The sequence below is a fragment of the Ktedonobacter racemifer DSM 44963 genome (assembly GCF_000178855.1).
GTDB lineage: Bacteria > Chloroflexota > Ktedonobacteria > Ktedonobacterales > Ktedonobacteraceae > Ktedonobacter > Ktedonobacter racemifer.
In genome coordinates, this window is the sequence record NZ_ADVG01000002.1 from 2,070,293 (window position 1) to 2,092,741 (window position 22,449).

17 protein-coding genes and 2 pseudogenes are annotated in these 22,449 nt (G+C 52.6%); 10 read left to right on the top strand and 9 right to left on the bottom strand.

The window, feature by feature from the left end:
* Nucleotides 1–95: 95 nt before the first annotated feature.
* Nucleotides 96–911, top strand: coding sequence for a M55 family metallopeptidase (locus tag KRAC_RS25170; RefSeq protein ID WP_007912018.1), 816 nt, complete (start codon nucleotides 96–98; stop codon nucleotides 909–911).
* 56 nt (nucleotides 912–967) lie between these two features.
* Here KRAC_RS25170 and KRAC_RS62445 read toward each other — a convergent pair whose 3' ends face one another.
* The 5 genes from KRAC_RS62445 to KRAC_RS25195 all read right to left on the bottom strand — a co-directional run bounded on the left by KRAC_RS62445 (nucleotide 968) and on the right by KRAC_RS25195 (nucleotide 10,529).
* Nucleotides 968–4,117: an FHA domain-containing protein gene (locus tag KRAC_RS62445; protein WP_007912019.1), complete on the bottom strand. Its 3,150-nt coding sequence runs from the start codon at nucleotides 4,115–4,117 to the stop codon at nucleotides 968–970.
* 390 nt (nucleotides 4,118–4,507) lie between these two features.
* Nucleotides 4,508–6,280, bottom strand: a complete 1,773-nt coding sequence (locus tag KRAC_RS25180; protein WP_007912020.1) for a methyl-accepting chemotaxis protein — start codon at nucleotides 6,278–6,280, stop codon at nucleotides 4,508–4,510.
* 556 nt (nucleotides 6,281–6,836) lie between these two features.
* Complete coding sequence (gene hflX / locus KRAC_RS25185) at nucleotides 6,837–8,138, bottom strand: GTPase HflX (RefSeq protein ID WP_007912021.1); 1,302 nt, start codon at nucleotides 8,136–8,138, stop codon at nucleotides 6,837–6,839.
* A 177-nt stretch (nucleotides 8,139–8,315) separates the two neighbouring features.
* Entirely contained in the window at nucleotides 8,316–8,888 is a 573-nt protein-coding gene (locus tag KRAC_RS25190) for a CvpA family protein (protein ID WP_007912023.1), read from the bottom strand.
* 189 nt (nucleotides 8,889–9,077) lie between these two features.
* Nucleotides 9,078–10,529 (bottom strand): MFS transporter, encoded by a 1,452-nt coding sequence (locus KRAC_RS25195; RefSeq protein WP_007912029.1) that lies wholly within the window; start codon nucleotides 10,527–10,529, stop codon nucleotides 9,078–9,080.
* Nucleotides 10,530–10,831: 302 nt separating this feature from the next.
* Between KRAC_RS25195 and KRAC_RS25200 the strand changes: the two genes are divergently transcribed.
* On the top strand, nucleotides 10,832–11,107 hold the full coding sequence (locus tag KRAC_RS25200) for a hypothetical protein (protein WP_007912036.1): 276 nt from the start codon (nucleotides 10,832–10,834) through the stop codon (nucleotides 11,105–11,107).
* A 344-nt stretch (nucleotides 11,108–11,451) separates the two neighbouring features.
* Nucleotides 11,452–11,895: a cupredoxin domain-containing protein gene (locus KRAC_RS66465; protein WP_007912038.1), complete on the top strand. Its 444-nt coding sequence runs from the start codon at nucleotides 11,452–11,454 to the stop codon at nucleotides 11,893–11,895.
* A 66-nt stretch (nucleotides 11,896–11,961) separates the two neighbouring features.
* Here the strand turns inward: KRAC_RS66465 and KRAC_RS79675 are convergent, their stop codons facing one another.
* The 3 genes and pseudogenes from KRAC_RS79675 to KRAC_RS25220 all read right to left on the bottom strand — a co-directional run.
* Nucleotides 11,962–12,087, bottom strand: a complete 126-nt coding sequence (locus tag KRAC_RS79675) for a helix-turn-helix domain-containing protein (protein WP_420795818.1) — start codon at nucleotides 12,085–12,087, stop codon at nucleotides 11,962–11,964.
* A 71-nt stretch (nucleotides 12,088–12,158) separates the two neighbouring features.
* Nucleotides 12,159–12,947, bottom strand: a pseudogene (locus KRAC_RS66470) (RNA-guided endonuclease InsQ/TnpB family protein); the annotation flags it as partial.
* Between the two features lie 1,312 nt (nucleotides 12,948–14,259).
* Nucleotides 14,260–14,649: pseudogene (locus KRAC_RS25220) on the bottom strand (helix-turn-helix domain-containing protein); the annotation flags it as partial.
* A gap of 582 nt (nucleotides 14,650–15,231) precedes the next feature.
* Here KRAC_RS25220 and KRAC_RS25225 point away from each other — a divergent pair.
* The 4 genes from KRAC_RS25225 (at nucleotide 15,232) to rlmN (ending at nucleotide 18,320) form a co-directional block, all read left to right on the top strand.
* Nucleotides 15,232–15,681 carry a hypothetical protein gene (locus KRAC_RS25225; protein ID WP_007912040.1) on the top strand — a complete coding sequence of 150 codons (450 nt, stop codon included), beginning with the start codon at nucleotides 15,232–15,234 and terminating at the stop codon, nucleotides 15,679–15,681.
* A gap of 154 nt (nucleotides 15,682–15,835) precedes the next feature.
* Nucleotides 15,836–16,441, top strand: coding sequence for a hypothetical protein (locus KRAC_RS25230; protein WP_007912042.1), 606 nt, complete (start codon nucleotides 15,836–15,838; stop codon nucleotides 16,439–16,441).
* 294 nt (nucleotides 16,442–16,735) lie between these two features.
* Nucleotides 16,736–16,993, top strand: coding sequence for a MerR family transcriptional regulator (locus KRAC_RS25235; RefSeq protein ID WP_157507036.1), 258 nt, complete (start codon nucleotides 16,736–16,738; stop codon nucleotides 16,991–16,993).
* A gap of 190 nt (nucleotides 16,994–17,183) precedes the next feature.
* Nucleotides 17,184–18,320 (top strand): dual-specificity RNA methyltransferase RlmN, encoded by a 1,137-nt coding sequence (gene rlmN, locus KRAC_RS25240; protein ID WP_040444129.1) that lies wholly within the window; start codon nucleotides 17,184–17,186, stop codon nucleotides 18,318–18,320.
* A 145-nt stretch (nucleotides 18,321–18,465) separates the two neighbouring features.
* Here rlmN and rpmB read toward each other — a convergent pair whose 3' ends face one another.
* Nucleotides 18,466–18,663, bottom strand: coding sequence for a 50S ribosomal protein L28 (gene rpmB / locus KRAC_RS25245; protein ID WP_007912051.1), 198 nt, complete (start codon nucleotides 18,661–18,663; stop codon nucleotides 18,466–18,468).
* Nucleotides 18,664–19,015: 352 nt separating this feature from the next.
* Here rpmB and KRAC_RS25250 point away from each other — a divergent pair, with 352 nt between their 5' ends.
* The 3 genes from KRAC_RS25250 (at nucleotide 19,016) to KRAC_RS25260 (ending at nucleotide 22,175) form a co-directional block, all read left to right on the top strand.
* A complete protein-coding gene (locus KRAC_RS25250; protein ID WP_052568566.1) occupies nucleotides 19,016–19,411 on the top strand; it encodes an Asp23/Gls24 family envelope stress response protein in 396 nt (131 codons plus the stop codon).
* A gap of 19 nt (nucleotides 19,412–19,430) precedes the next feature.
* Complete coding sequence (locus KRAC_RS25255; protein ID WP_052568568.1) at nucleotides 19,431–21,134, top strand: DAK2 domain-containing protein; 1,704 nt, start codon at nucleotides 19,431–19,433, stop codon at nucleotides 21,132–21,134.
* A 195-nt stretch (nucleotides 21,135–21,329) separates the two neighbouring features.
* Nucleotides 21,330–22,175 carry a DegV family protein gene (locus KRAC_RS25260; RefSeq protein WP_007912056.1) on the top strand — a complete coding sequence of 282 codons (846 nt, stop codon included), beginning with the start codon at nucleotides 21,330–21,332 and terminating at the stop codon, nucleotides 22,173–22,175.
* Nucleotides 22,176–22,449 lie beyond the last annotated feature (274 nt).

The following is a 22,449-nucleotide window of genomic DNA, read 5'->3' on the forward strand; positions in this document are numbered from 1 at the left end:
GTAGGTGGTGTGGGGAGCCATGACAGACGAAGCCTGTCATGGCTCCCCACACCACCTACTCATTATTTATTTATAAGCATGAAAGCGAGGAGAGTATGCGTGTAGTTATTTTCTGCGATATGGAAGGCGTCTCTTGCATCGAAACGTGGGAGCAGGTCTCCAGCGGCACAGCTATTTATGAAGAATGTCGCAAGCTCTACACCGATGAAATGAACGCGGCGGTCCGTGGAGCGCGTGCGGCAGGAGCGCGTGACGTGGTCGTGGTCGACTGTCACGGTGCGGGCGGCGCGCATAATTTTAAGAGCTTTGTTCCTGAACGCCTGGAGTCGGGCGCAGAGTACGTCTTCGGTCACCCCTGGGCCAGGTATATCGAGGCTTTTGAGCAAGGGTGTGACGCGATTCTCTTTGTTGGCGCTCACGCCATGGCGGGCGTCCCCGATGGCGTTCTCTGCCACACCGTCTCAAGCGAGTCCTGGCATAACGCCTCGATCAATGGAACCCTGGTGGGAGAGAGCGGCATCCTGGCCGCGATTGCAGGCTGCTGGGATGTGCCCGTCGCCTTCACCTCTGGCGATGCCGCGACCTGCCGCGAGGTTCAGCAATTGCTGGGGACAGAGGTGGTCACAGCACAGGTAAAAAAGGGCCTGGGACGCTTCTCATCCGTCAATATGGCACCTAAAGATGCCTGCTCGCTCATCGAGATGCGCGTGGCCCAGGCCCTCAGCTTAAAGAACTGGCCCAAACCCCTGAAATTCGAGGGGCCGGTTACCTTTAAAGTTGAGCTTGCCTCGTCCGATAACGCGCGCGATTTTGTCAACCGGCCCGGCGTCAAGATCGAGGGTCCGCGCACCGTGACCTCGACCGCCGACACCTTCTGGCATGCCTGGGACCAGTTCTGGTATCGCCATTAAAGTAAAAGATGTGATGGACGCTAGCTCCATCACATCTTTTTACTTTAATTAATGAGTTATACCTTCACGTCCTTGCTCTTGAGACAGACTCCAACCACAATCGTCAGGATGATTATAAAGACACCCAGAGCGGCCCAGGACATCAGAATACGCTGTACCGCATCTGTATGGCTAAAGGTAGAGAAGATGGTTCCATGGAAGGTAAAGTCATCGCCAAACAGTTTGTCGCCATTGATCTTATCGCTGTGCAGGCCCGCCGAGGAACCAAGCGCCGTCATGGCCCAGCGCGTGGGGAACAGGAAGGCGAGCGCCTGCATGGCCTTATCTTTAAAGGGGATAATCGCGCCTGAGAAGATGACCTGCGGGATCAGAATAATTGGGACAAAGCTTACAGCGCGGTCATTGTTCGGCGAGAGCGCTGAGATAGCCAGGCCAATCATCAAGCCCGCCAGAGAGGTCAGCACCAACGTGATATATACCTCTAAGATGGGCGGCAGAAAGACACTTGTCACCAGAGGCTCGCCCAGTTCGACAATAAACAGCAGCACCGCGCTCTGGAAGAGACACAGAATCCCCAGCACCACGATCTTTGAGAACATGTAGGGGATGATACCCAGATTAACCGCGCGCTCGCGCCGGTAGATATGGGCCTCCTTGACGATTTCACGCGAGCCATTGATGCAGCCGAAGAGAACAGTGGCAAAGGCCATGACGAAGAGCAAGGTCTCCCCATTAAAGCCCAGGCCGGGCACGATAAAATCTTGCAGGGCCGTATCGACATTATTGCTCTTCTGCTTCACAAATTGCTGACCCGCCTGGTTATCCTGCAAGAAGCTCTTCACCGTGCCACAATCCACGCTCTCCTTGGTTTTCGCCTCGGGCAGGGCCAGTGGTCCTTGATTCGTCAGAATCTGCGTGCGACATTGGACAGTATTCTTCTGCTCAAACAGGCCGGTCCCAATTTCAAAGCGCATAATGCCGACCAGTAATAGGGCAATGATCGGGGCCTGAAGCAAGAGCAGCGCCAGGTTGCCGGGATCGTTCTTGAGCAATTCGATGTAACGCATCGACATGATTATAAACTGCTTTAAGGGATTCCCCCCCCTGGCTCGCTTGATCTGGTTCTGGGACTGCGGAATGCTGGCACGCTTGGCCTGGCCCTCGTTCAAGGGGGCCACAACATATTTATAGTACAGGGGCGAAGCCTTAAAGCGCTCTTCGGCCTCAGCCGGAATAGTTGGGTGATCCTTCGATGGCTCCAGAGAGCTATAGATTTCCGCAAAGTCGGTCTTATTGAAGTAGGTCTTGGCCTCGTTGGGCTGACCAAAGTAGGCCAGGCGCCCTCCTTGACAGAGGAAACAGACATAATCACAGGCGTTAATATTATTTGTCGCGTGCGTCACCAGGATAATCGTACGCCCACGGTCGGCCAGGCGCCGTAAGAGGAACATCATCTTACGATCCAGGCCTGGGTCAAGGCCCGAGGTTGGTTCATCCAGAAAGAAGATGCTTGGATTCGCCAGGAGTTCCAGAGCGATAGAGACACGTTTACGCTGCCCGCCCGAAAGCTTGTTGACCAAGAGCTTCCGGCGCTCAGTCATCTCCACATCTTCCAGCACCTCGTTGATACGCTGGTTAATCTGATCTTTCGTAAAGTCACTTGGTAGGCGCATCTTGGCCGCGTAGTAGAGTGCGCGCTCAACTGTTAGCTCACGGTGGACGATATCGTCCTGTGGGACATAGCCAAGTTGCGTACTAAAGGCCGACAAGTTGTGATAGTAGTCCTGTCCATTGTAGAGTACGGTCCCCTGCTGTGCCGGGCGCAAGCCATTCAAGGCATCCATGAGCGTCGATTTGCCCGCGCCTGAACCACCTACCAGGGCCACAAACTTGCGTGGCGGGATGACGAGCGAGATATCGTTGATGAGCACCACATTATTATTGCCGCGCTTGTTCAGATTGAGCGCATCGATACGAATACTACTGCTCTCATCGTACTGCGTCAGTTGCGTGCCTGTATAGGTCAGGCGATAGGGGCCAATACGGATCTCATCGCCCGTCTTAAGCGCCTGCTGCGAGACGCGCTGCCCATTCACATAGGTATGGTTCGTGCTATTGTGGTCGATAATGCGGTGCGTATTATTTGGTCCCTGCTCCAGGTGTGCATGGTGCGCAGAGATCAGGGGATGATTCAGCACTACCATATTATCTGGCGCGCGCCCCATGGTAATGACCGGAGTGTTCAGCGGGATAGGATGAATATCTGGCGGCATCTCCTGGGAGACACCACTACCATCATCATAGGTTAGCGTGACCAGGGTACCATGTTCGTCGCCAATACGAAAAATGTCGCCATGCACAAGCGGCTTACGAAACTGCTCATCGCCCTGGATAATCCGGCCTTGATAGAGCAGGCCATTCAGTGTTCGGCCACGCGAAGGATGAGGATGTACCAGCACCCAATCGCTACCTTCACGAATAACCTGCGCATGATAGGCTGAAACAACTGGCTCATTGATGACGATATCGCTTGACGGGTTTCGCCCAATATTGATGACGGGCTTCAACAAGGCCTGTTTCTGCGTCCCGTACTGCACATTACTGCTAATCTCAAGCGTAGGCATCCCCTCGATCGCGGTACGATCAGCGGCAGAAGGCTGAGCAGGAACCGGCGAAGGCGGCGGTGTAGCGCCGATCGGACCAAATTGGACCCCGTTTGCCGGGGGTATGGGAGAAGGAGCTCCCATAGAAGCGGGTATTGCGGGTGGATTTCCACTGGCTATATGTGCTGGGCCTGGAGGCGCCGGCGTAGGAGGAACCTGGACTGCCGCGGATTGGGCCGAAAGGACAAGTGGGGGCGCATTCGAGACCACGTGAGGCGGGGGAGCTTGTAACGCCAGCACGACAAAAGAACTATCTTCACCAAGAGTGACAACACTATTAAGCGCCAAAGTCCCCTGCTGAACCTTTCCTTGATTCAACAGAATATTGCTCGTTCTGGAAAGATTTTCGACAAACCAGTTGCCATTATTCCAGAACAGGCGTGCATGACGACGTGATACCTTGGGGTCTGGCACGACGATATCGTTGCCTCCATCACGCCCAAAATCCAGAGAGGTCTTCGTTAGCTGAAAGACCTGGCCATTTAAAGGCCCGGCTATAAACCGAATAGAGCCGAAGCTTGGAGGACTACTCGCAGCGTTCATCAAAAAGCTCCCCTAACAAATAACATAGAACAGTTCTACACTTCAGGTCCACACGCCATCTACACTGAAGGGATGCGTAACCCACAGGCTGGAAAAACACGCTTGCTCCGCCACAAATTGATAAAGACGCTGGCCCAAACGAGTTCGTAAATTGGCTATTACAAACTCTATCGTCGAAATTGGGCTTTCTCTGTAAACGCCGAATCGCATCATTACTTGTTGAGCAGTTTTTCCTACTTAACCTGATGTACAAGTTGTTTCTGCCACCTACGGCGGCAAGAGGGTAAGGAGGAACTTGGGGACACCCCAATCCCCGCCAGGGGCGCTGCCCCTGGACCCCGTCCTCCCTCTTGCCATGCCATATTCCTATGGAAGGCGAGAAATCGCTTGCTACATCTGGAGATCATATGAAATACGGAAGACAGACATCCGCGAACGTAGGGCATCAGAGAGGTTTAATAAGTGGTTCAAAGAGCTCTGCATCTCGCGTGTATGTTGTGTGATATCACCTGTCATACGCAAGATCTCTTGCACAGAGCCCGTCACCAGTTGCGCACCCTGCATCTGCTGCTCAGACGTATCACAGATACTCTTTACCAGACTCGAAAACTCCTCAGTCACGGCGCCAATTGCTTCCAGGGCCACTCCGGTCTGCATCACTAGCTCGGTCTGCATCACAACACGTTGCGTATTCTGCTCCACGCTCTGCGACATCGCCGTGGTCTCATGTTGAATGCTGCGAATAGAGAAACCAACCTTACGAGCAGACAGGCTACCGTGGCTTGCCAGAGTGCGCATCTCCTGGGCAACCAGGCCAAATCCCTGCCCACGTTCACCCACACGTGTGGCCTCGATTGCGGCATTGAGTGCCACATGATGCATCCGCACCGAGAGATCGGAGATATCCGATACCACTTCGTTCACCTGCTGACAGCTCTCGCTCAAGGCCTTCATAGTGCGCGCTGACTCCAGGGTCGATTCACGCACCATGCTCATCCCGTCCACGGCACGATCAACGGCTCCCTGCGCCTCCTTAGTCACCTCAACTGACTCCATGAGTGTTTGCGAAAGCGTTGCTGCCTTCTGTGAGACCGACTGCATCTGCTCGGCAATCTGCTCAATAACGGTGGAAATTTGATTGACCTGCCGCTCTTGCTGCGCGATGTTACGTGCCAGCGACTCCGAGCTATGGCGCACACTGCGTGTATGTTCGTCCACCGCCTGCGTCACCATCTGTACCCGGCTCAGCAGAGAACCAATCTCGCCCACCACGGTGTTAATTGACTCCGCAATCGGCTGGAGTTTCTCGTGCTGGGAATGCAGGCGCACGCGTAAATCACCGCTTCGCAGTTGTTCCATCTCCTCACGCAAGTGTGCCACCCCCTCTTCCAGGGCGCGATGCTCCTCCTCGCGCTGCTGAAAGAGGCGCGCGTTATCGATAGCAATCGTGGCTTGCTGAGCGAAAAGTTCCGCCAGCTCAACATTCTCCCGCGATGGTATCAAGCCGTCTTCCGGGTCCCCAAGTGAGAGAATACCGAGCAGTTGTTCTTCGCGTAAACTGTACAGTGGGATGAGCAACGTATCCTCAGGATGCCAGCGTCCTTCTTCATAGCTATCCAGCATGCCAGCCGGGACACTGACGATGTCCGCGAACTTCTCCTGGAGCTGGGTATGTGAAATAAAATAGCTCTGGCTGACCTGGTATTCAGGACGCATAAGGGCCAGCATCCCCTCAAGCGGTTCTGGATTCTCCCTCAAGCGTTGGATATCTTCCGTTGAGACACCAATGCAGGCCACCACACGTGTCACCTGCTCCTGCTCATAGGCCAGGTTAATGGCCAGTGCGCGAAATCCGGTACAATTTGCGATTGAGGCCACAATCTGCTGGAGCACCTCGTCCAGGCGCAGGTCAGCATGCAAGAGATTCCCCAGGCGTAGCAGCTCCTTGATATGCAGGCCCCGCCGCTGCGAGACGTCATCAAGGGCATAGGAAAATAATCCCTTGGCCTCACCATTGGGCATGGACTGGGTGGAGAGTACTTCCGCTATAGCCTGCTCTTCAGCCACCTGAGCACGCTCATGCTGCTCAACACTGGGTGCAGCACGCAAGCGGACACGCAGAGGTATCGGTCGACTCTTCAACTTAGGATGTAGTTCAGCCATAGCGCTTCCCTGGCACTTTCAGCAAAAGAATAGCAAAAACATCTAGCAATTAATACCCATACTCTACAGGTATATATTTGAGAGTATCGCCTCTTACCATATCACATTTAGTATTTTTCTGTACAGTTCATAGCCCTTGTAACTATCTGCCTGCTATTTTCTTGTTATGCCTCGTTCCTGAGTGATGCTATGTGCAAATTGTTTCTGCCGCCTGCGGCGGCAAGGGGGAAATAAATTGGGGACTGGTTCCTTATTCCGCTCACCAACCCCCATTCGGGGGCGCCGCGGCACTTTCGCACCTAGCCTGTCGGCTCAGGTGAGCGGAAAGGAAGCCCCAAACCCCGCCAGGGGCTCTGCCCCTGGACCCTGTTCCTGCATTCCGGCTCTGTCGCTCGTCCCTGTTTGCGCAAGTTTGCACATCGGGTCATAGGCACAGTCACCTCTTCGTACTTAGGGTAAATATGTGTGGTGGCAGTGTGGCGGAGCCACACTGCCACCACACATATTTACCCTAAGTACGAAGCACCGCAGGTGCTGAGGAGAAACAAGCCATTGTTCAGGCAAGGGGTTGGATATAGGGGAAGTAATAGCCTGCGAGCGAGCGGGGGAGACGCCCCACCAGTCTCGTCCCCTCATCTTCATGTTCTTCATGGGCAATCAGGCCGCGACGATGAAACAGTTCTACCAGGTCGCCCCGGCTAAAGGGGAGTAAGACCGTTAGCTGCTCCATCGTATCCGCAAGTACGGAAGCCACTTCAGCACACAGTTCTTCCAGGCCCTTGCCTTCAGCCGCTGAGATGGGCACAGCGTGGCTGTAGAGACTGGGATCAAGAGCATCGGGGTCGGTAAGCAGGTCAATTTTGTTGAGCGCGGTCACACGGGGTTTCGCGGCTGCTCCCAGCTCATCGAGAATATCGTGTACCGTCTCGCTCTGCTCAAAAGCGTTCTCATGGCTGATGTCGACGACTTCAAGCAACAGGTCAGCCTCAATCACCTCTTCAAGCGTGGCGCGAAAGGCGGCGATCAACTGGGTTGGCAGCTTTTGGATAAAGCCAACCGTGTCGGAGAGCAGGGCCTCTTGATTGTTGGGCAGCAAGAGCCGACGCGTCACCGGGTCCAGCGTGGCAAAGAGCTTATCTTCAGCCAGTACGCCAGCCTCCGTCAGGGCGTTAAACAGCGTCGACTTGCCCGCGTTTGTATAGCCTACGACCGCAACCACGGGAAGCCCCTGGGCCACACGCTGCTTGCGCTGGAGAGCGCGCTGACTCCGGGCCTCTTCAATCTCCTTGCGTAACGCGGAAATACGGCTGCGAATCCGGCGTCGATCCAGTTCCAACCGAGTTTCACCTGGACCTCGCACACCAATCGCGCCACCTACACCACCACCACCAAGGGAACCACCAGCCTGCCGGGTATAAGTCCCACTGCCCGCCAGGCGTGGCAGGCGATATTCGGCCTGGGCCAGTTCTACCTGAAGGCGACCTTCGTGGGAATAAGCACGTCGCGCAAAGACATCGAGGATAAGAGCCGTGCGATCTATGACGCGCGCGTTCAGCATCTTATCGAGTGAACGCTGTTGAGTGGGGGTAAGTTCATCATCAAAAATGATAACATCGAGCTGGAGCTGTTGATCGAGTGCCACCAGTTCCTGGGCTTTGCCTTTGCCCAGATAGGTCTGTGCATCGGGCTGGGACAGGTGTTGAATCATGCGTCCTAGCACCGCCGCGCCCGCAGTCGTTGCCAGAGCCTCTAATTCCTGAAGCGAGTCCTCAGCGCCCCACATCCCCTCTTGCTCATCAGCTTCAACTGCCACCAGGTAAGCCCGTTCTGGACCCCGACGTATTCCGGTATCGATCAAACGATGTGTCGTAACGTCCTCCGATCTTCTACATGCACGCTACATTCTTTGGCCTCTCTGCTCATTGTACGCTAGCTTCAGGGGAAACGCAAACTATTGTTGTGGAGAGGGAATAGAAGCGTGTGGCGTGAGCTTAGCTCACGCCACACGCTTCTATTCCCTCTCCACAACTACCTACTAGTGGATTGGTGATAGGAAGCTCTTTGGAGGCTGCGGTAGTGGCGGTAGCGCGTGAACAAAGAATGCGTTCACACGGGCAAAAAGGCTGTTATTGACCGCGTCATTGTAAAAATCATGCCAGGCCCGCAACTGCGCGGCATCAACGTGCATGCCCAGAGGGACCCCACTTTGTGCGCTCGCCAGGAAATTTCCCAGCACAATGAGGAGCAACAGCCAGAGGAGCCAGGACTCCACAAAACCTACCAGTCCACCCAGCAACGCATCCCCCAGGCCAACGCCTGGAATACGGTGCGTCGTGCCACGAATAAGCGTTGCCGCGATATGAAAGATCAGCACAACGCCGAGAAACAGCGCCAGAAAGGCAATCAGCGGAGTAGCCGCGAACCCGTCAGAGGCCATGATCGAGATGAACTCTGGCCCATAGGCGTACGCGACAAACCAGCCTATGGGTATGCTAATAATGTTGATCAGGCTAAATATCGCACCATTGCGAATACCATTGAACACCATCAGGAGAACGGTCAGCACAAACAGAATATCAATCACACTCAGATGGAATAGATCAGGCATATTCTTCCTCCGCCTGGCAAGCACCCAATTATAAGGCAGGCATAGTAGCAAAAATGAGTTTCTTCGAAAATGAGTTTCTTATTATACGAAAACGCGACAGCCAGAACAAGCGTCACAAATAGGTTTTCCAGCACCAGAAGGTAGCCTATGAATACGAGTTCTCGCCACTTTGTGGCTCTGCAAACATCTTCATGAGGGGCGTTGCTGCTCATTGGGAGTAGAATCTGCTTGCAACCTGCGTTCAGGCTGACGTTTGCCAAAGCGCGAGGCCCAGAAGCAGAAGAAGAACATACAGACCGCCAGCACCACTATCAAAAGATTGAAGCCCAGAAACTGCGCAATCGCACCCGCGAAAAGCAAGACGGGGATGGAGCCGGCATTGTACAGCATAAACTGAAAAGCCAGGACACGTGCACGCCCATTTTCAGGCGCCCGCTCCTGCATAATCGTGTTTGTAGGAATATTCACGCACGCCATAGCCACGCCCAGCAATGTCACCAGTAGAATGACCGACCAGAGCAGCCAGGAGGATGATGCACCATGCACCGGGTCCAGGCGCAACGAGAGCCACTGCATGGCTGGCAAGAGTAAGAAGCCTACCGCGAGCGAGATAAACCCGATCAACGTCAAACGTATACGCCCAATCCGCTCTGTCAGCGGGGTCATCAGGATCGAAGCACCCACTAAACCAATACCCGCTGGTGCCAGGATCAAGGCCATATCCTCGGGTGGATGGTGCAGCACTTGCTGGACAAAGGTACCCGCCAGCTCACCAATCAGGAGTTGTAGGATACCTACAACCGAAAGCTGCACCACCGAGAAGAAGAGCAGGTTATCGACCTGCACAATGCGCCAGCCCTGACCCAGGTCTGCCCAGAGGCGTGCCAGCGTCTCCTTCACCGTCCGATCTCCACGCGGCTCCCGCTCTTGCTTGAGGTGCGACTCGGCAAAGCAACGCGATGGGATAAGCAGAATTAAGCCAGCGCAGACCGCGTAGAGCACGCCGACCAGCAGGAAAAGCATATCGATGGATTGCACATTAAAGGCCAGCTTGCCTATATATACCGTAAAGGGTGAGAAGAGCGAGGTTACCAGGCGCCCAAGAATAAGAAACCCCAGGGCCTGCGAAATAGTGATGGAGATATTAAAAAGCGAGAGAGCGGGCATCAGATCGCGTTCGCCGACCAGCAAGGGAATAGACGACCCCTCGGCGGGAATAAAGAACTGTCCAATCAGCGAGGTACAGTAGGTCAGCAGGAAGAGGGGCCAGAGATTGCTCCTGTTGAAGACAATGCAGACGAACATCAGCAGCACCGTCACCATGCGTAAGATGTTACTCACCCAGAGCACCTGGCGCTTATTCAAGCGATCCACAATCGCGCCCGCGATGGCGCTAAAAGGGATGGCAGGTAGGGTAAACGAAATAATAGCCAGGCCAGCCATAAAGACCGATTGCGTCACATTGTTGACGAGCACGATCACGCCATAGTTTGTGGCATTGAGAATCGTCAAGGAGATAAGTTGTGCCAACCAGAGCAATAAGAAGTTGCGGTTGCGCAACACACGTCGCACACGACCGGAACTATTCTTATTCTTACTGGATACTTGAGCGTTTTGCGCTTGATCTGTACTCTGCACCATGGTCTACCAGACTTTCTACCAATCTCCCCAATACGTCCAGCTAACCTTACTACGTTTGCGTTTGTACCGCTGTTACCACGCCTCATAGCAAAATGGTTCTCTTGATAATACGTCCCAAAACAGAAAAAGTCAGACGCTGCTCCGTAGCAACTGCGTTCTCCCCGCTGCTAAGTAGGAAATTCTCCCAGTCGCAAAAGGGTTGCGCGTCTTCTCTCGACAGACTTTCCGCTTTTCCAGCCGGGGGCGGTATAAGAGAAATAAAGCACGTATAGTTTCCAGGGTGAAGAGAGGAGATAATTTCGATGGCAAGCAAATATCATGATTTGCATAACACCTGGATCTACCAGGAGATCAAAGCTCAGGTCCAGGCAGATCTACAGGCTCAACAGTGCCAGAATTTGCATCACATCCTGCTCAAAATCATCGAAGCGCGCTTCCCCCGCCTCATTATCCAGGCCCATGCCCTGGGGCAACTTCAACCCGAGCATCTCCAACAGCTCATCATCCACATAGGCAGCGCCCAGCGCGAGCGCGAGGCCAAAGTCGTCCTGGAGGAGGTAATACAACGGAAAGTCTAAGCAATAAAACTGCATTAGTTGTGGAATATAGTGGGAGATTTTCAGGTGTAATTCAGGGAAAGGATGTATTTATTTGGGGAGAAGTGAAATACTTCTATGGATTGACAGCCTTTGCATTCTTCATCTGTGTTCACGGTTTGAAGACCTAGTTTATGGAGAATAGAGACTATGAGTTTACGAAAGCATACTCTGCTATATGGTGCGGTGTTCGTGTTATGCCTTGGAACTTGAATGTGATAGGCATTTGCAAAAGCTTCTCGAGAGAAAACATCTTGTCGGTAAAGTATCCTTGTTCATTTGACAACACGCATACAACAAAGTATCTCACAACTGAGGAGAAAAAGATGAACCAGAAAGACCTCACAAGCGCCGCGACCAAAGCCTGGCTTTGTCTATTTGTTGTTAGCCTTTTGCTGGCGCTGGCGGCATGCGGTGGCGCCTCCGCAACTACTAGCGCACCAACAACCACAACACCCACTACGGTCCCCACTACAGCACCAACCACAGTCCCCACTACAGCACCAACCACAGTCCCCAGCAGCGGGAATAGTATTTCCATCGCGCAATTCGCTTTCACCCCAAATAATCTCACGGTCAAAGTGGGAACCAAAGTGACATGGACAAACAACGATAGCGTGACTCACACAGTCACAGCTGACCAGGGAGCCTTCAATTCTAATGCGCTTGCCCCTGGCAATAGTTTTAGCTTTACCTTTAGTAAGGCTGGAACCTTCAGTTACCACTGTTCCGTCCATCCATCAATGACAGCTACCATTATCGTACAATAGCAAGCAATAAATAAATCAATACAGTGTCAACTTAAAAGCCTGGGTATTCGCCCAGGCTTTATTCTCCTAATCACCACTATCTGCAATCTCTTCTATTAAGTCAGCAACCTTCACATGAAGCGCCCTTGCTATTTTCTCTAATGTCGTTTTCGTAACCTGCTCCGATAAATGTAGGAAAACGTATGCGAGCATAGCTCTCTCACATCGTTCGTTGTTGCTGCTTCATCCGTAGGTGCCTCAATGTAACCAGCACATTTTTGGTCTTACCCCGCGTCCACAGCCAATTTTGCGTCTTCGTCCGAGCCAGTACCGGAGACGGCTTGATCAATGAGCCCGATCAAGCGGAGGGCTTCCGCCAGGATATTGAGAGAGGCGTTATAATCTCTATCCTGCTCGAATTGAGCATACGCGCAGTGAGGGTTCTGACAGAGAAACACCCGATCTGAGAGTTGCATGTCTTCCCACTTCCAGCCGCAACCGTGACAGGTTTTACTGGAAGCAAAGAAACGGTTTACCTTGATAACTTGCCCACCTCGTTGCTCCACCTTCGCCTTCAGCATGTTCAAGAGTTTGCCTAATGACGCATCCGAGAACGAACGAGCGAGCTTACGATTCTTGAGCAACCCGCTTCCGGTTGAGGTCTTCAATGCCAATGATCCCATAGCAGTTCGCGAGCCGGGTGGTCAGCTTGTGGAGCACATCATCTCTCATGCAGGTGATTCGGTAGTGCAGGCGTGCAATCTGCCGCGTGCTTTCTCCCGGTTTTTCGAGCCGAGTGTGCGGCGATGCAGGCGTTTGTTGGCCTGACGTAGCTTTTTGAGCGCCGTTTTGAGGAAGGTTTGGTTCTCGACTTCCTCTCCTGTACTCAAGGTTGCCAGTCGGTTCAGTCCGACGTCGATGCCACATGCAGCCGGTTTGTTCACCGGGATCGCATCTGGAAGTTCGACCTGAATCGAGACAAACCACCAGTCTGCCGTTTTGGTGATGCGCGCACCTGTCACCTTGCCCACAAAGCGCAACTTCTCGGCCATATTCACCCAGCCGAGCTTGGGGTTGGGTAGGCCGCGGGCGAGGTATTGCCTTGTGGCAGCCCTTTTCCCTCGGCCCCCCACCGAACCGGACATGCCCGTTTCCGTAGCATCCGGCTCTCCAGCTTCTGGGAGTTTTCAGGTTTGGCTCTTCGCATTTCGCGTCCCTTGCCTTTCCGCTCCCATATAACCTGTTGCCCTTCCCCATGTCTCGGACATTACTCCAAGCCTTTGAGGTAGGGTAAGAGGCCAAGTCCCGATTACTCGGGAGCATCAACCCCTCCCCTCCGAACTTAACGTGCACCCTTTCGATGCATTAAGCTCTCCAGAGGCCCGTGTCTTTTCAACACCGCTCCCATAGCGGTCTTATGACACATCCATGTCAACCGCCACTTTTGAGTCTGGCCTCCTGCGACCCTTTGTCTCCCACATGGGGAAACTCCTATGGCCGCTCCGTTACCCTGCTCCTTACGGAGTTTAGGCAATCCCTCAGTTCCATCAAATGTCTCAGTCTGTACGTAGGTGCCCATTTCGTCATTTCCCTCTCCGTGAGGGCTGGCTCCAACGAGAGCTTGCAGAGAAAATAGTACCGTTCCCCTGCACGTTGGACACAGGCGATTATCCCGTTCCTGTGGGCTGCCGCATTTCCGCCGTGACTTGGATTCAGCCAATCAAGACTTCACCATATACAGCTTCACTTGACTTCCCTCTGGCTCCTGGGACTGGAGCTTCACCAGCATTTTGCACGACATGCTATTTTCCCCTCACGCCTTTCGGGTGAAGGTGTCCCCGCTCTCGTAAGAGAGCGAGTAAGTCGCTGTGTTACTCACCTTGCTCTAGTGAGCTTACCCCGACGGGTAAGAGAGACATTTGTGACACAAAGGCGCACTACTATGGCAACTCCGTCGCCATGAGACTCGCGTCTTTTAGGCGATCCCGCTTTTGCGCAAAGAGAACGTTGAGTGTGTTTAGGTGCCCGTTTGTTTCCTATCGGGTTCATTACCCGCTGCTCACTGGAGAGAGTGTTTCCATCATCTGGATCCCCTATGATGTATTCTCAGTGTCATCCCTTTGGGCATGGTAGGATGGATGCGCATTTCATCGCACGGAAACGTAGGTTCAACAATTGGCCAGTTTCACCTCTCCCCCTAGCGGGGCTTCATGCACACAGGACTTGCGAGACTCTATCATACATGCCTTCTGATATTTCTCGCTTTATGAGCATGCTACAGTCGCCTTTGGGTTTCCCCTCCGGGTTAGCTCTTGTCCTAGAGGTTTTCACTCTCGACCTCTCCTGTCTGTGACAGGTATTACTCTCTGCACCGACACGGCGCACGATCCAGATCCGATGGTCCCCAAGCTCGAATTGATCGTTGGCGAGATAAAAGCTCAGTTTGCTTTTCTTCTTGCTCTTGAATGTGGGCCGACCGGTCTTTTTTCCCTGTTTCAAGCCGTCAAAATAAGCAGCCCAGGCTTTTGCCAGATCGAGGAAGGGCTGATCGGAGGCATTCTTGGTGACCTCCCAGGTCCAGGGGTACGCTTGCCGTCGGATCTGGTTGAATTGCTTCTTCAATTTCAAGGCTGTTGGGTTCTCGCCCGCTTGATACTGTCGGTTCCATTCTGCCAGTGCCCAGTTCCAGGTAAAGCGAGAAACACCTGCAGCTCTGACAAAATAGCCTTTCTGCTCTTCAGTTGGATGGAGGCGTATCTTATGCGCGCGAATCATTGCCCACAGCTCCTGGCATATATTAAACCCTCTTATTTCTTCTAGTATAGAACATTTTTTCGCATCTGTCTATGAGAATGTACTTGAGTACTTTATGGGCATATTGCCACGCTTTGCCTACATTCTCCTCTCTTTTTGTTGGCGTTTAGACTAAATTCTTGTAAAGCCAGACGGGAAGCGGTTTCATACAATTCATAGCTAAATGGATCCAGTCCGCTCCCCAGGCCGCTTCATACAAAATTAGTCTAAACACCAATTTTTGAGAACCGTTGAAAACTCTTTATACGGATCGCGAAATATGCGTTTCACAGTCATAAAAGACACATCTGCTGCACGAGATAATGAAGGCTGATTAAAGCCATAGAGTAGCAATTCTGACATCCATTTTGACATCTTAGAGGTTAGACTCTTCTAAATTCGACTTGTCACGATTGGACAAAAATAAAACGTCCTTCCGCTTAACAAGCCGATGGAACCGCATCAGAAGAGTGTCTAGTTTCTCGTGTCGTGGAATTCAACTCTCCCCGAGCAAAAAGATATAATAGAGCATCACATATTTCTAAAAAAGGAGCCTTTCAAACTATGAGTGCTGGAGTAGGGCACTACAGTAGCTACGACATCACAGAAGAAGAGCTGGCGGGAGTTATCCTTCAGGCCGATGGAAGATTGACGCCAGGATCAGCAGCGGGGTACTTCGGAGGCTTCATTGATGGGGAGGCCTATGTATATGTCTTTCGTATACCCTGCTATGATGGGGTCTTTGATGATGAAGGCAATCCCTTAGATAAGGACGACATCGTGTTACTCGACCAGACCAAAGCGTTGCTCGGCGGTGAGTTTCAAACCTGGATCTATATCCATCTTGGCAGAGAACCAGGCAGTCAGCGGTTAGCCGTCCGCTTTGCCTATACTTGCTGTCAGCATTGGCCATGCGTCGTTGATAGCTTTGAGACGAAAGGGCGAATATTTTCGAGCCAAGAGATCGAGCAACTGTACAAGGAAGATGGAGCATTTACTGGGTACGGATTGTGAAGAGCGAGTCTAAAAGAAAGGAGATACATACTAGCTTACGCCCTAGTACAGGCCCGAGAAAACTCTTGTGTAAAAAGAGGAAGAGCAGTTAGAATGAGGACATGAAAAGAGCATCTCTGATAGATTCGCTTACAACGTTATCGAGGAAAAATGAATGCAAGAAGAGATTGAAGTAGCATTCCCTTTGTGTAAAACGCTTGTGGCCAACCCACACCTCTCCGACTACTTTCATCGATTGAGTTTCTCACCATCAGGTTCTGTAGATATGGCTGATGGAGCCGGTCATTCCGTCCTCTCGGTGGTCAAGGGGAAGTTTTCAATTCATCCCATAGATCAGAGCTCTATTCAGGTAAGATTGTATGATCTGGTAGAGTTGCATCCCTACAAAGGTAACGAGCAGATCCGCATGCTAGAACCAAGCAGTGTCAAGGTGACACGTGAGGAGGGGTTGTTCGCATTTCGAGGAGCATGGTGGGGACTGAAAGGTGAGGACAAGAGTAAGTGGCCTTGCATGCTCTATTGGGCCAGATACTTTTTCGAGGTTGACCCCTTGGAGCAACTCTCAAGTAACAGGCGAGGGAGCGCCTATCATCGCGTCATGGTAGAACCTGACACGCGATACTACTATTGCCAAGATGATCTTGATACTGAGACACTGACAGTCGCTGATCTGAATGACCTGGGAGTCTCGCTCCAACCTGAGGCATACGCTAGGGAGGAATATAAAGGCAAGTTTGTTTTGGGATACAAAGAAAAATAGACATCAATCAACAGTAATTGAGAGCAAAAGTGAGAGCAAAACCGCTCAACAGACATCGAAAAAGTTAGACAAGAATAGGCAAGAATAATCCCATAAACCGGCTCAAGAAGCCTATAGGAGACCAATGGAAGCCGCACTAAAAACCCATCAAAAGGAGTTCAACTCTCCCCATCTCCACTATAAGAAGGCTAGAAATAGAATAGATAAACCAGCTTCTAACCTTCTTATGAGTATCAATGGCAAGCCAATAGGACTGTATCGTTATAACCAATGAATACAAATGAAAGTAAAAAAATGCCAAGACAACAACCACCAAAGGGATATTTGACCTCTACACAAGTCAAAGAAAGACTCAATATTAGTGGAGCAATGATAGCTAACTACGTACAACAAGGTAAAATAAAGCGTATAGTTTCACCAGGAAGGAAACACGGATTCTATCTCGAAAGTGATGTTGATAAAATTGTAAATGAGCTTCAGACCTTCTTCAACAACATTTCAGAAGAGACTACCAATGCAGATCTTGAAAATCACAAGAACAGAGTTAACTAACGAAAATCTCCCAAATTTGACAGCAGCTTTGACAGCAGATACGATAAATTCGTATGCTCAACGATATACAAGATTGGACAAAAATAAAAACTATCGAGCTCAGAGTTGAAGCCAATTAACATTGGACGAAGTCGGGTTGAGGCAGTATAATATACGGACTATGATTCCAACACCGACAACAGATATGAATATGACACAACAGACACAACCTAAAACCGATCTGCTCACGCTGACGCTGCCGCAGTTGCAGGAGTGGCTAGCCGCGCGAGGCGAGGCTACCTTTCGCGCCAAGCAGATCTATAGCTGGATCTACCAGCAGCTTGTCGACAACTTCGCGGCCATGTCGAACCTGCCGCTGAAGCTCCGTCAGCGCCTGGAAGAGGAGGCCTGTATCGGCCCACTCGTCGTGCGCAGCGAGGTGAGCTCGAAAGATGACCGCACACGTAAGATTCTGCTAGAACTCGCCGATGGCAAATTGATCGAGTCGGTGTTGATGCTCTATCCCCCCCTGGGCGAGAGTAGCGCACGCGCCACCATCTGCGTCTCTAGCCAGGCGGGATGTGCCTTTGGCTGCACCTTCTGCGCCACAGGCCAGATGGGCTTTGATCGCCACTTACAATCAGGCGAGATTATCGCCCAGGTGCTCCACTTCGCGCGCGAGCTACGCGCCACCCCCTGGAGCGCGGCTGGTCTTCCCGGTAGTACACCTATCGATCACATCACCAATATCGTCTTGATGGGCATGGGCGAGCCACTACACAACTACGACAATGTGCTCCAGGCCCTGCGCATCCTCAATAGTGCCGCAGGCTTCAACCTGGGGGCGCGGCATATGACCGTCTCAACCGTTGGCCTGGTGCCAGCCATCCGCAAATTGAGCCAGGAGCAGCTCCAGGTCAACCTGGCCATCTCCCTCCACGCGCCCACCAATGAGGCGCGCAGCCAGACCATGCCTGTCAACCGCAAGTATCCGCTGGAAGAGCTGCTTGCTGCCTGCCAGGACTATATCGCGGCAACACGAAGGCAGGTCACCTTTGAATATGTCTTGCTGGCAGGCGTCAATGATACGCCGGAGCGCGCTCAGCAGTTAGCCGAACTGCTGGCCCCGCTCAAGCAGTTCGCGCACGTCAACTGTATTCCCGTGAATGCGACCTCGGCTGGCTATCGCCCCCCAGGTCCAGACGCCATTCGCGCCTTCCGCAATATTCTCTTTGAACGTGGCATCAGTAATAGCGTGCGTGCGGAGCGCGGCGATGATATCGCCGCCGCCTGTGGACAACTGCGCACCCGCTTCGAGGATCGCCGCAAAGCTATTCCGGTTATCTAAGATATGACCTGGACCTGAGCCGAAGGTCCAGGTCATATCTTAGATAACCAATCTTCTCTACGCAAAAAGGTACCCGCAAAGACCACCTCCCTGCTGGGAGAGAAGTAACCTTTGTGGGTACCTTCTTGTTTTTCTGCCTGCCTGCTTAGCGCACCTTCGGCAATTTGCTCATGGTGCGCATGCAGCGTGTGCAGATATTGACGTTCTGCACGGTACCATTCACCTCAAGGCGACGACGCTGTACATTGAGCACGAAGCGACGGCGCGTACGATGCTGAGAGTGTGGCACGTTGTTACCATACATGGGCTTGCGCTCACAGACATCACAACGACCTGCTGCCATGTTACTCTTCCTTCCTACCAGATTGCGACGGAAACATACTTTGTGATAGATACCTGCTTGTCATATAAGAGGTTCCGACAGCCATAAAGTCCATGCCTGCCGACACACGTTCCGCTGCTGCTTGATTTATGATCGAGGTCTCTGGTATACTGCTTCAGTGGCTACTCCCTTGTGCTACTGCCGAGGGAGTTCGGGCTAACACCCGTTTGCCATAGTCGCAAAACCAGAATGATGATAAGCTGAAACATCTACGTTGTCAAGAGGACAACTCGTGCTTCGCCTGGGAATCCCTGGCACGTTATGCGAGTATAACCCATATAGGCTAATTTGGCAAGAGAGAAGACAATTGCGTATGCCAAAAGCACATGCTCTAAAACCACAATCCAGCTCTCACCCCCGAGGTAAAATTGAAGTCCTTCCTAACGCCATTCATACGATTGTAGTACAGGCTACAACTGGGTGTTATGGTGTACTAGGACTGGCTTCCCCACGCCTCCACTATGGAGAGCCTATCTTGCTCTCAACACAACATGTGAATCAGGGAGTGCGGGTCAATGTGGTCAATGATCAGCTCATTGTAGATATCTATGTCGTGCTAGAGTACGGATTGCGCATCTCCGAAATAGCACACAATATCATGAGCAGCGTCAAATTCTCACTTGAGAAGATGTTGGGTCTGCCCGTTGCTCAAGTCAACGTGAATGTCCAGGGCCTCCTTCATGGACCTGACACACAAGAAAAACAGTAAAAAAGGTAGCACAGACGCTATGCAGGAACACTCACCGCGCTCAATCCGACAGCGGGCCAGACGTATCAGTGTTTTTGATGGTCAGGATCTCAAGAAAGCGATCCTGGCAGGCGCGGCGTGGTTGGAAGAAAATCGCGAAACCATCAATGCCCTGAATGTCTTTCCCGTTCCCGACGGGGATACTGGTTCCAACATGTCAGCCACTATGCGCTCAGCCATCCGCAATATCGCAGAAACGACAGAAACCTCCGCGGGGGCTGTGGCCGCACGCCTCGCCCACGATGCCCTGCTGGGCGCGCGTGGTAACTCAGGAGTTATCCTTTCGCAGACGTTGCGTGGACTGGCCCAGGGTCTAGAGGGGAAACCAACCTTTTCCGCCACTGATCTGGCTGAAGCCTTTCAACAAGCCCAGCGTCTGGCTTACCGCGCTGTTATCAAACCCGTTGAGGGCACTATTTTAACGGTTGTACGCGAGACCGCTGAGGCAACCAAACAGAGCGCGGAACGCGATGATGACCTGGTCGGTTTAATGCAAGAAGCGGTCTCGGCCGCACGCCAGGCCGTTGCCAATACCCCCAATCAGTTGCCCACGCTGAAACAGGCAGGCGTCGTTGACGCGGGCGGACAGGGCTTCTGCACAATTCTGGAGGGCATTTTGCGCTACATTCGTGGTGAGGCCGCTAGCCCCGCTGCAACCGTCACCCAGTTGCAACCACTGCTCCAGCAAAAAGAGCGTGCCGCCAAAAAAGGGCGTGTCACGGTTGAGGAAGAGTTCGGCTACGAGGTCGTCTTCCTGCTCAGCGGCAAGAATCTGGACGTCGAAGGCATTCGCCAGGCCATTATTGATATGGGGGGCGTCTCAACAGTGGTGGCAGGCGACGAGACCCTCCTCAAGGTCCATACTCATACGCTCACGCCCGGCAAAATCCTTGATTATGGCGTCAGCCTCGGTAGCCTGAACGATATCAATATTGAGAACTTGCAGGAACAGAGCCTGACCTACGCCGCTGAGAGCGCGGCCGAGCACGCCGAAGATGAAGAGCCAGAACTGGCTGCACAAAAAGAGGTACCTATCGCCCTGGTAGCCGTCGCCTCGGGCGAGGGGTTTGAAGAGGTCTTCAGGGGCATGGGCGTCCAATCAATCGTTTCGGGCGGCCAGACCATGAACCCCAGCATTGAAGAGCTACTCGCCGCCGTAGAAAACGCCCCCTCGCAGCAGGTGATCATCCTCCCCAATAACAGCAACGTGATCTTAAGCGCGCAGCAGGTCGATGGCCTGACGCAGAAAAAAGTCTTTGTCATTCCCTGCAAAACAATGCCCCAGGGCATCGCCGCGCTGATGGCCTATAACTACGAGGATGACTTCGAGGACGTCTGCCAGGCAATGAAAGAAGCTTCTCAATCCATCCAGACCGCCGAGATCACTACCGCGGTACGCACCGTCAATATTCATAACATCAGCGTGCGTGAAGGCGATTTCATCGGTGTCATCAATGGAAACCTGGCCGTTGCCGGTCAGCAGATGCAGCCCGTGCTCGAAGATACGCTCCAACGCATGCATATCGATAACTATGAAATAGTTACAATGTACTATGGAGCAGAAGTTACCGCCGAAGAGGCACACGCAACCTGCAAACGGCTCAAGCAGCTCCACTCACATCTTGAGATTGAGGTTGTCAGCGGAGGCCAGCCCTACTACGCCTACATTCTCTCGGCAGAATAAGGGAACCCCAGGCACCCGCCTGCTATGCACCTGGCATGCCAGGACTGCTACAGGCAGGTGCTTGTGCAAGATACCTACCCGTTCAAGCTACACCCACTACACTACAAAGGCAGCAGCAGGCGTTCTAGTACTATCACCACTCATCAGAGTTGATGCTCGTGAGAGAACGCCGCTTCTTCCTGCCAGGAGGCCAGTATGACCGTTCGTATCGTTACCGACAGCACCTCAGACCTGCCTATCGAGCAAGCAAAGGCACTCGGCATTGAAATCGTGCCACTTACCGTCGCCTTTGGCGATGACGCCTACCTCGACAATGTCGAAATGGATAACGCGGCATTTTATCAGAAATTGCAAGGAAGCAAAGAGCTTCCCCGCACATCGCAGCCTGCGCCCGCACGCTTTCAAGAGACCTTTACGCGTTTGATTCAAGAAGGCGCAACCGGCATCCTCTCGGTCCATCTCACCTCTCAGCTAAGTGGCACCTATCAATCGGCCTGTACCGCGCGCGACGCCCTGCCAGAAGATCTGCGGAAAATCCCCATTGAGATCGTTGACTCTACAAGTGTTAGTGTGGGTATGGGCTATCCCGTAATTAAGGCCGCAGAAGAGGTGCAGGCAGGCCTGGGACTTGAAGAGATAAAAGCGCACCTCGTCGATCGCCTGGAGCGGACACGCATCTTCGCAGTTCTCGATACCTTAGAGTACGTCAGGCGCGGTGGACGTATTGGTGGCGCAACAGCAATGCTGGGCAATGTGCTCAACATTAAACCTATCATCTCCCTGAAGGAGGGGGTCGTCGTTCCAGTTGAGCGCGCGCGCACGCGCGGCAAGGCTTATGCCCGCGTCGCGCAGATTCTTCAGGAGCTAGGCTCGATCGAATATCTGGCCATTGCTGAGTCCAGTGAAGAGGTTGGGCAACAACTATCGGAAGCCCTTAAGCCCATCTATTCTGGCGATATTGCCATCTGGAAGCTAGGCGCAGCGCTAGGCACACATACTGGTCCTGGTACGGCCGCGATCTCGGTGGTAACTGCAAAATAAGCAGGAGCCCGCTTCTGTCCTGAATGCGGTACAAAGCTCCAAAACGCCGTCTAAAGAGGTGTATGGAGAGAGGGTATGGATGTGTGGTGTGGGCGATCGCCCACACCACACATCCATACCCTCTCTCCATGAATACCGCAAGTGCGAAAACAGGTGCAGCAAGCAAGCTTCTAAGATAACAGGCAGGCGCAAACGATTGACGGATGAAGGGTATTCGCGTACAATAGTATTACAGCATGTTTCATGCATTGTACTTCATCGCGTACCGTATACT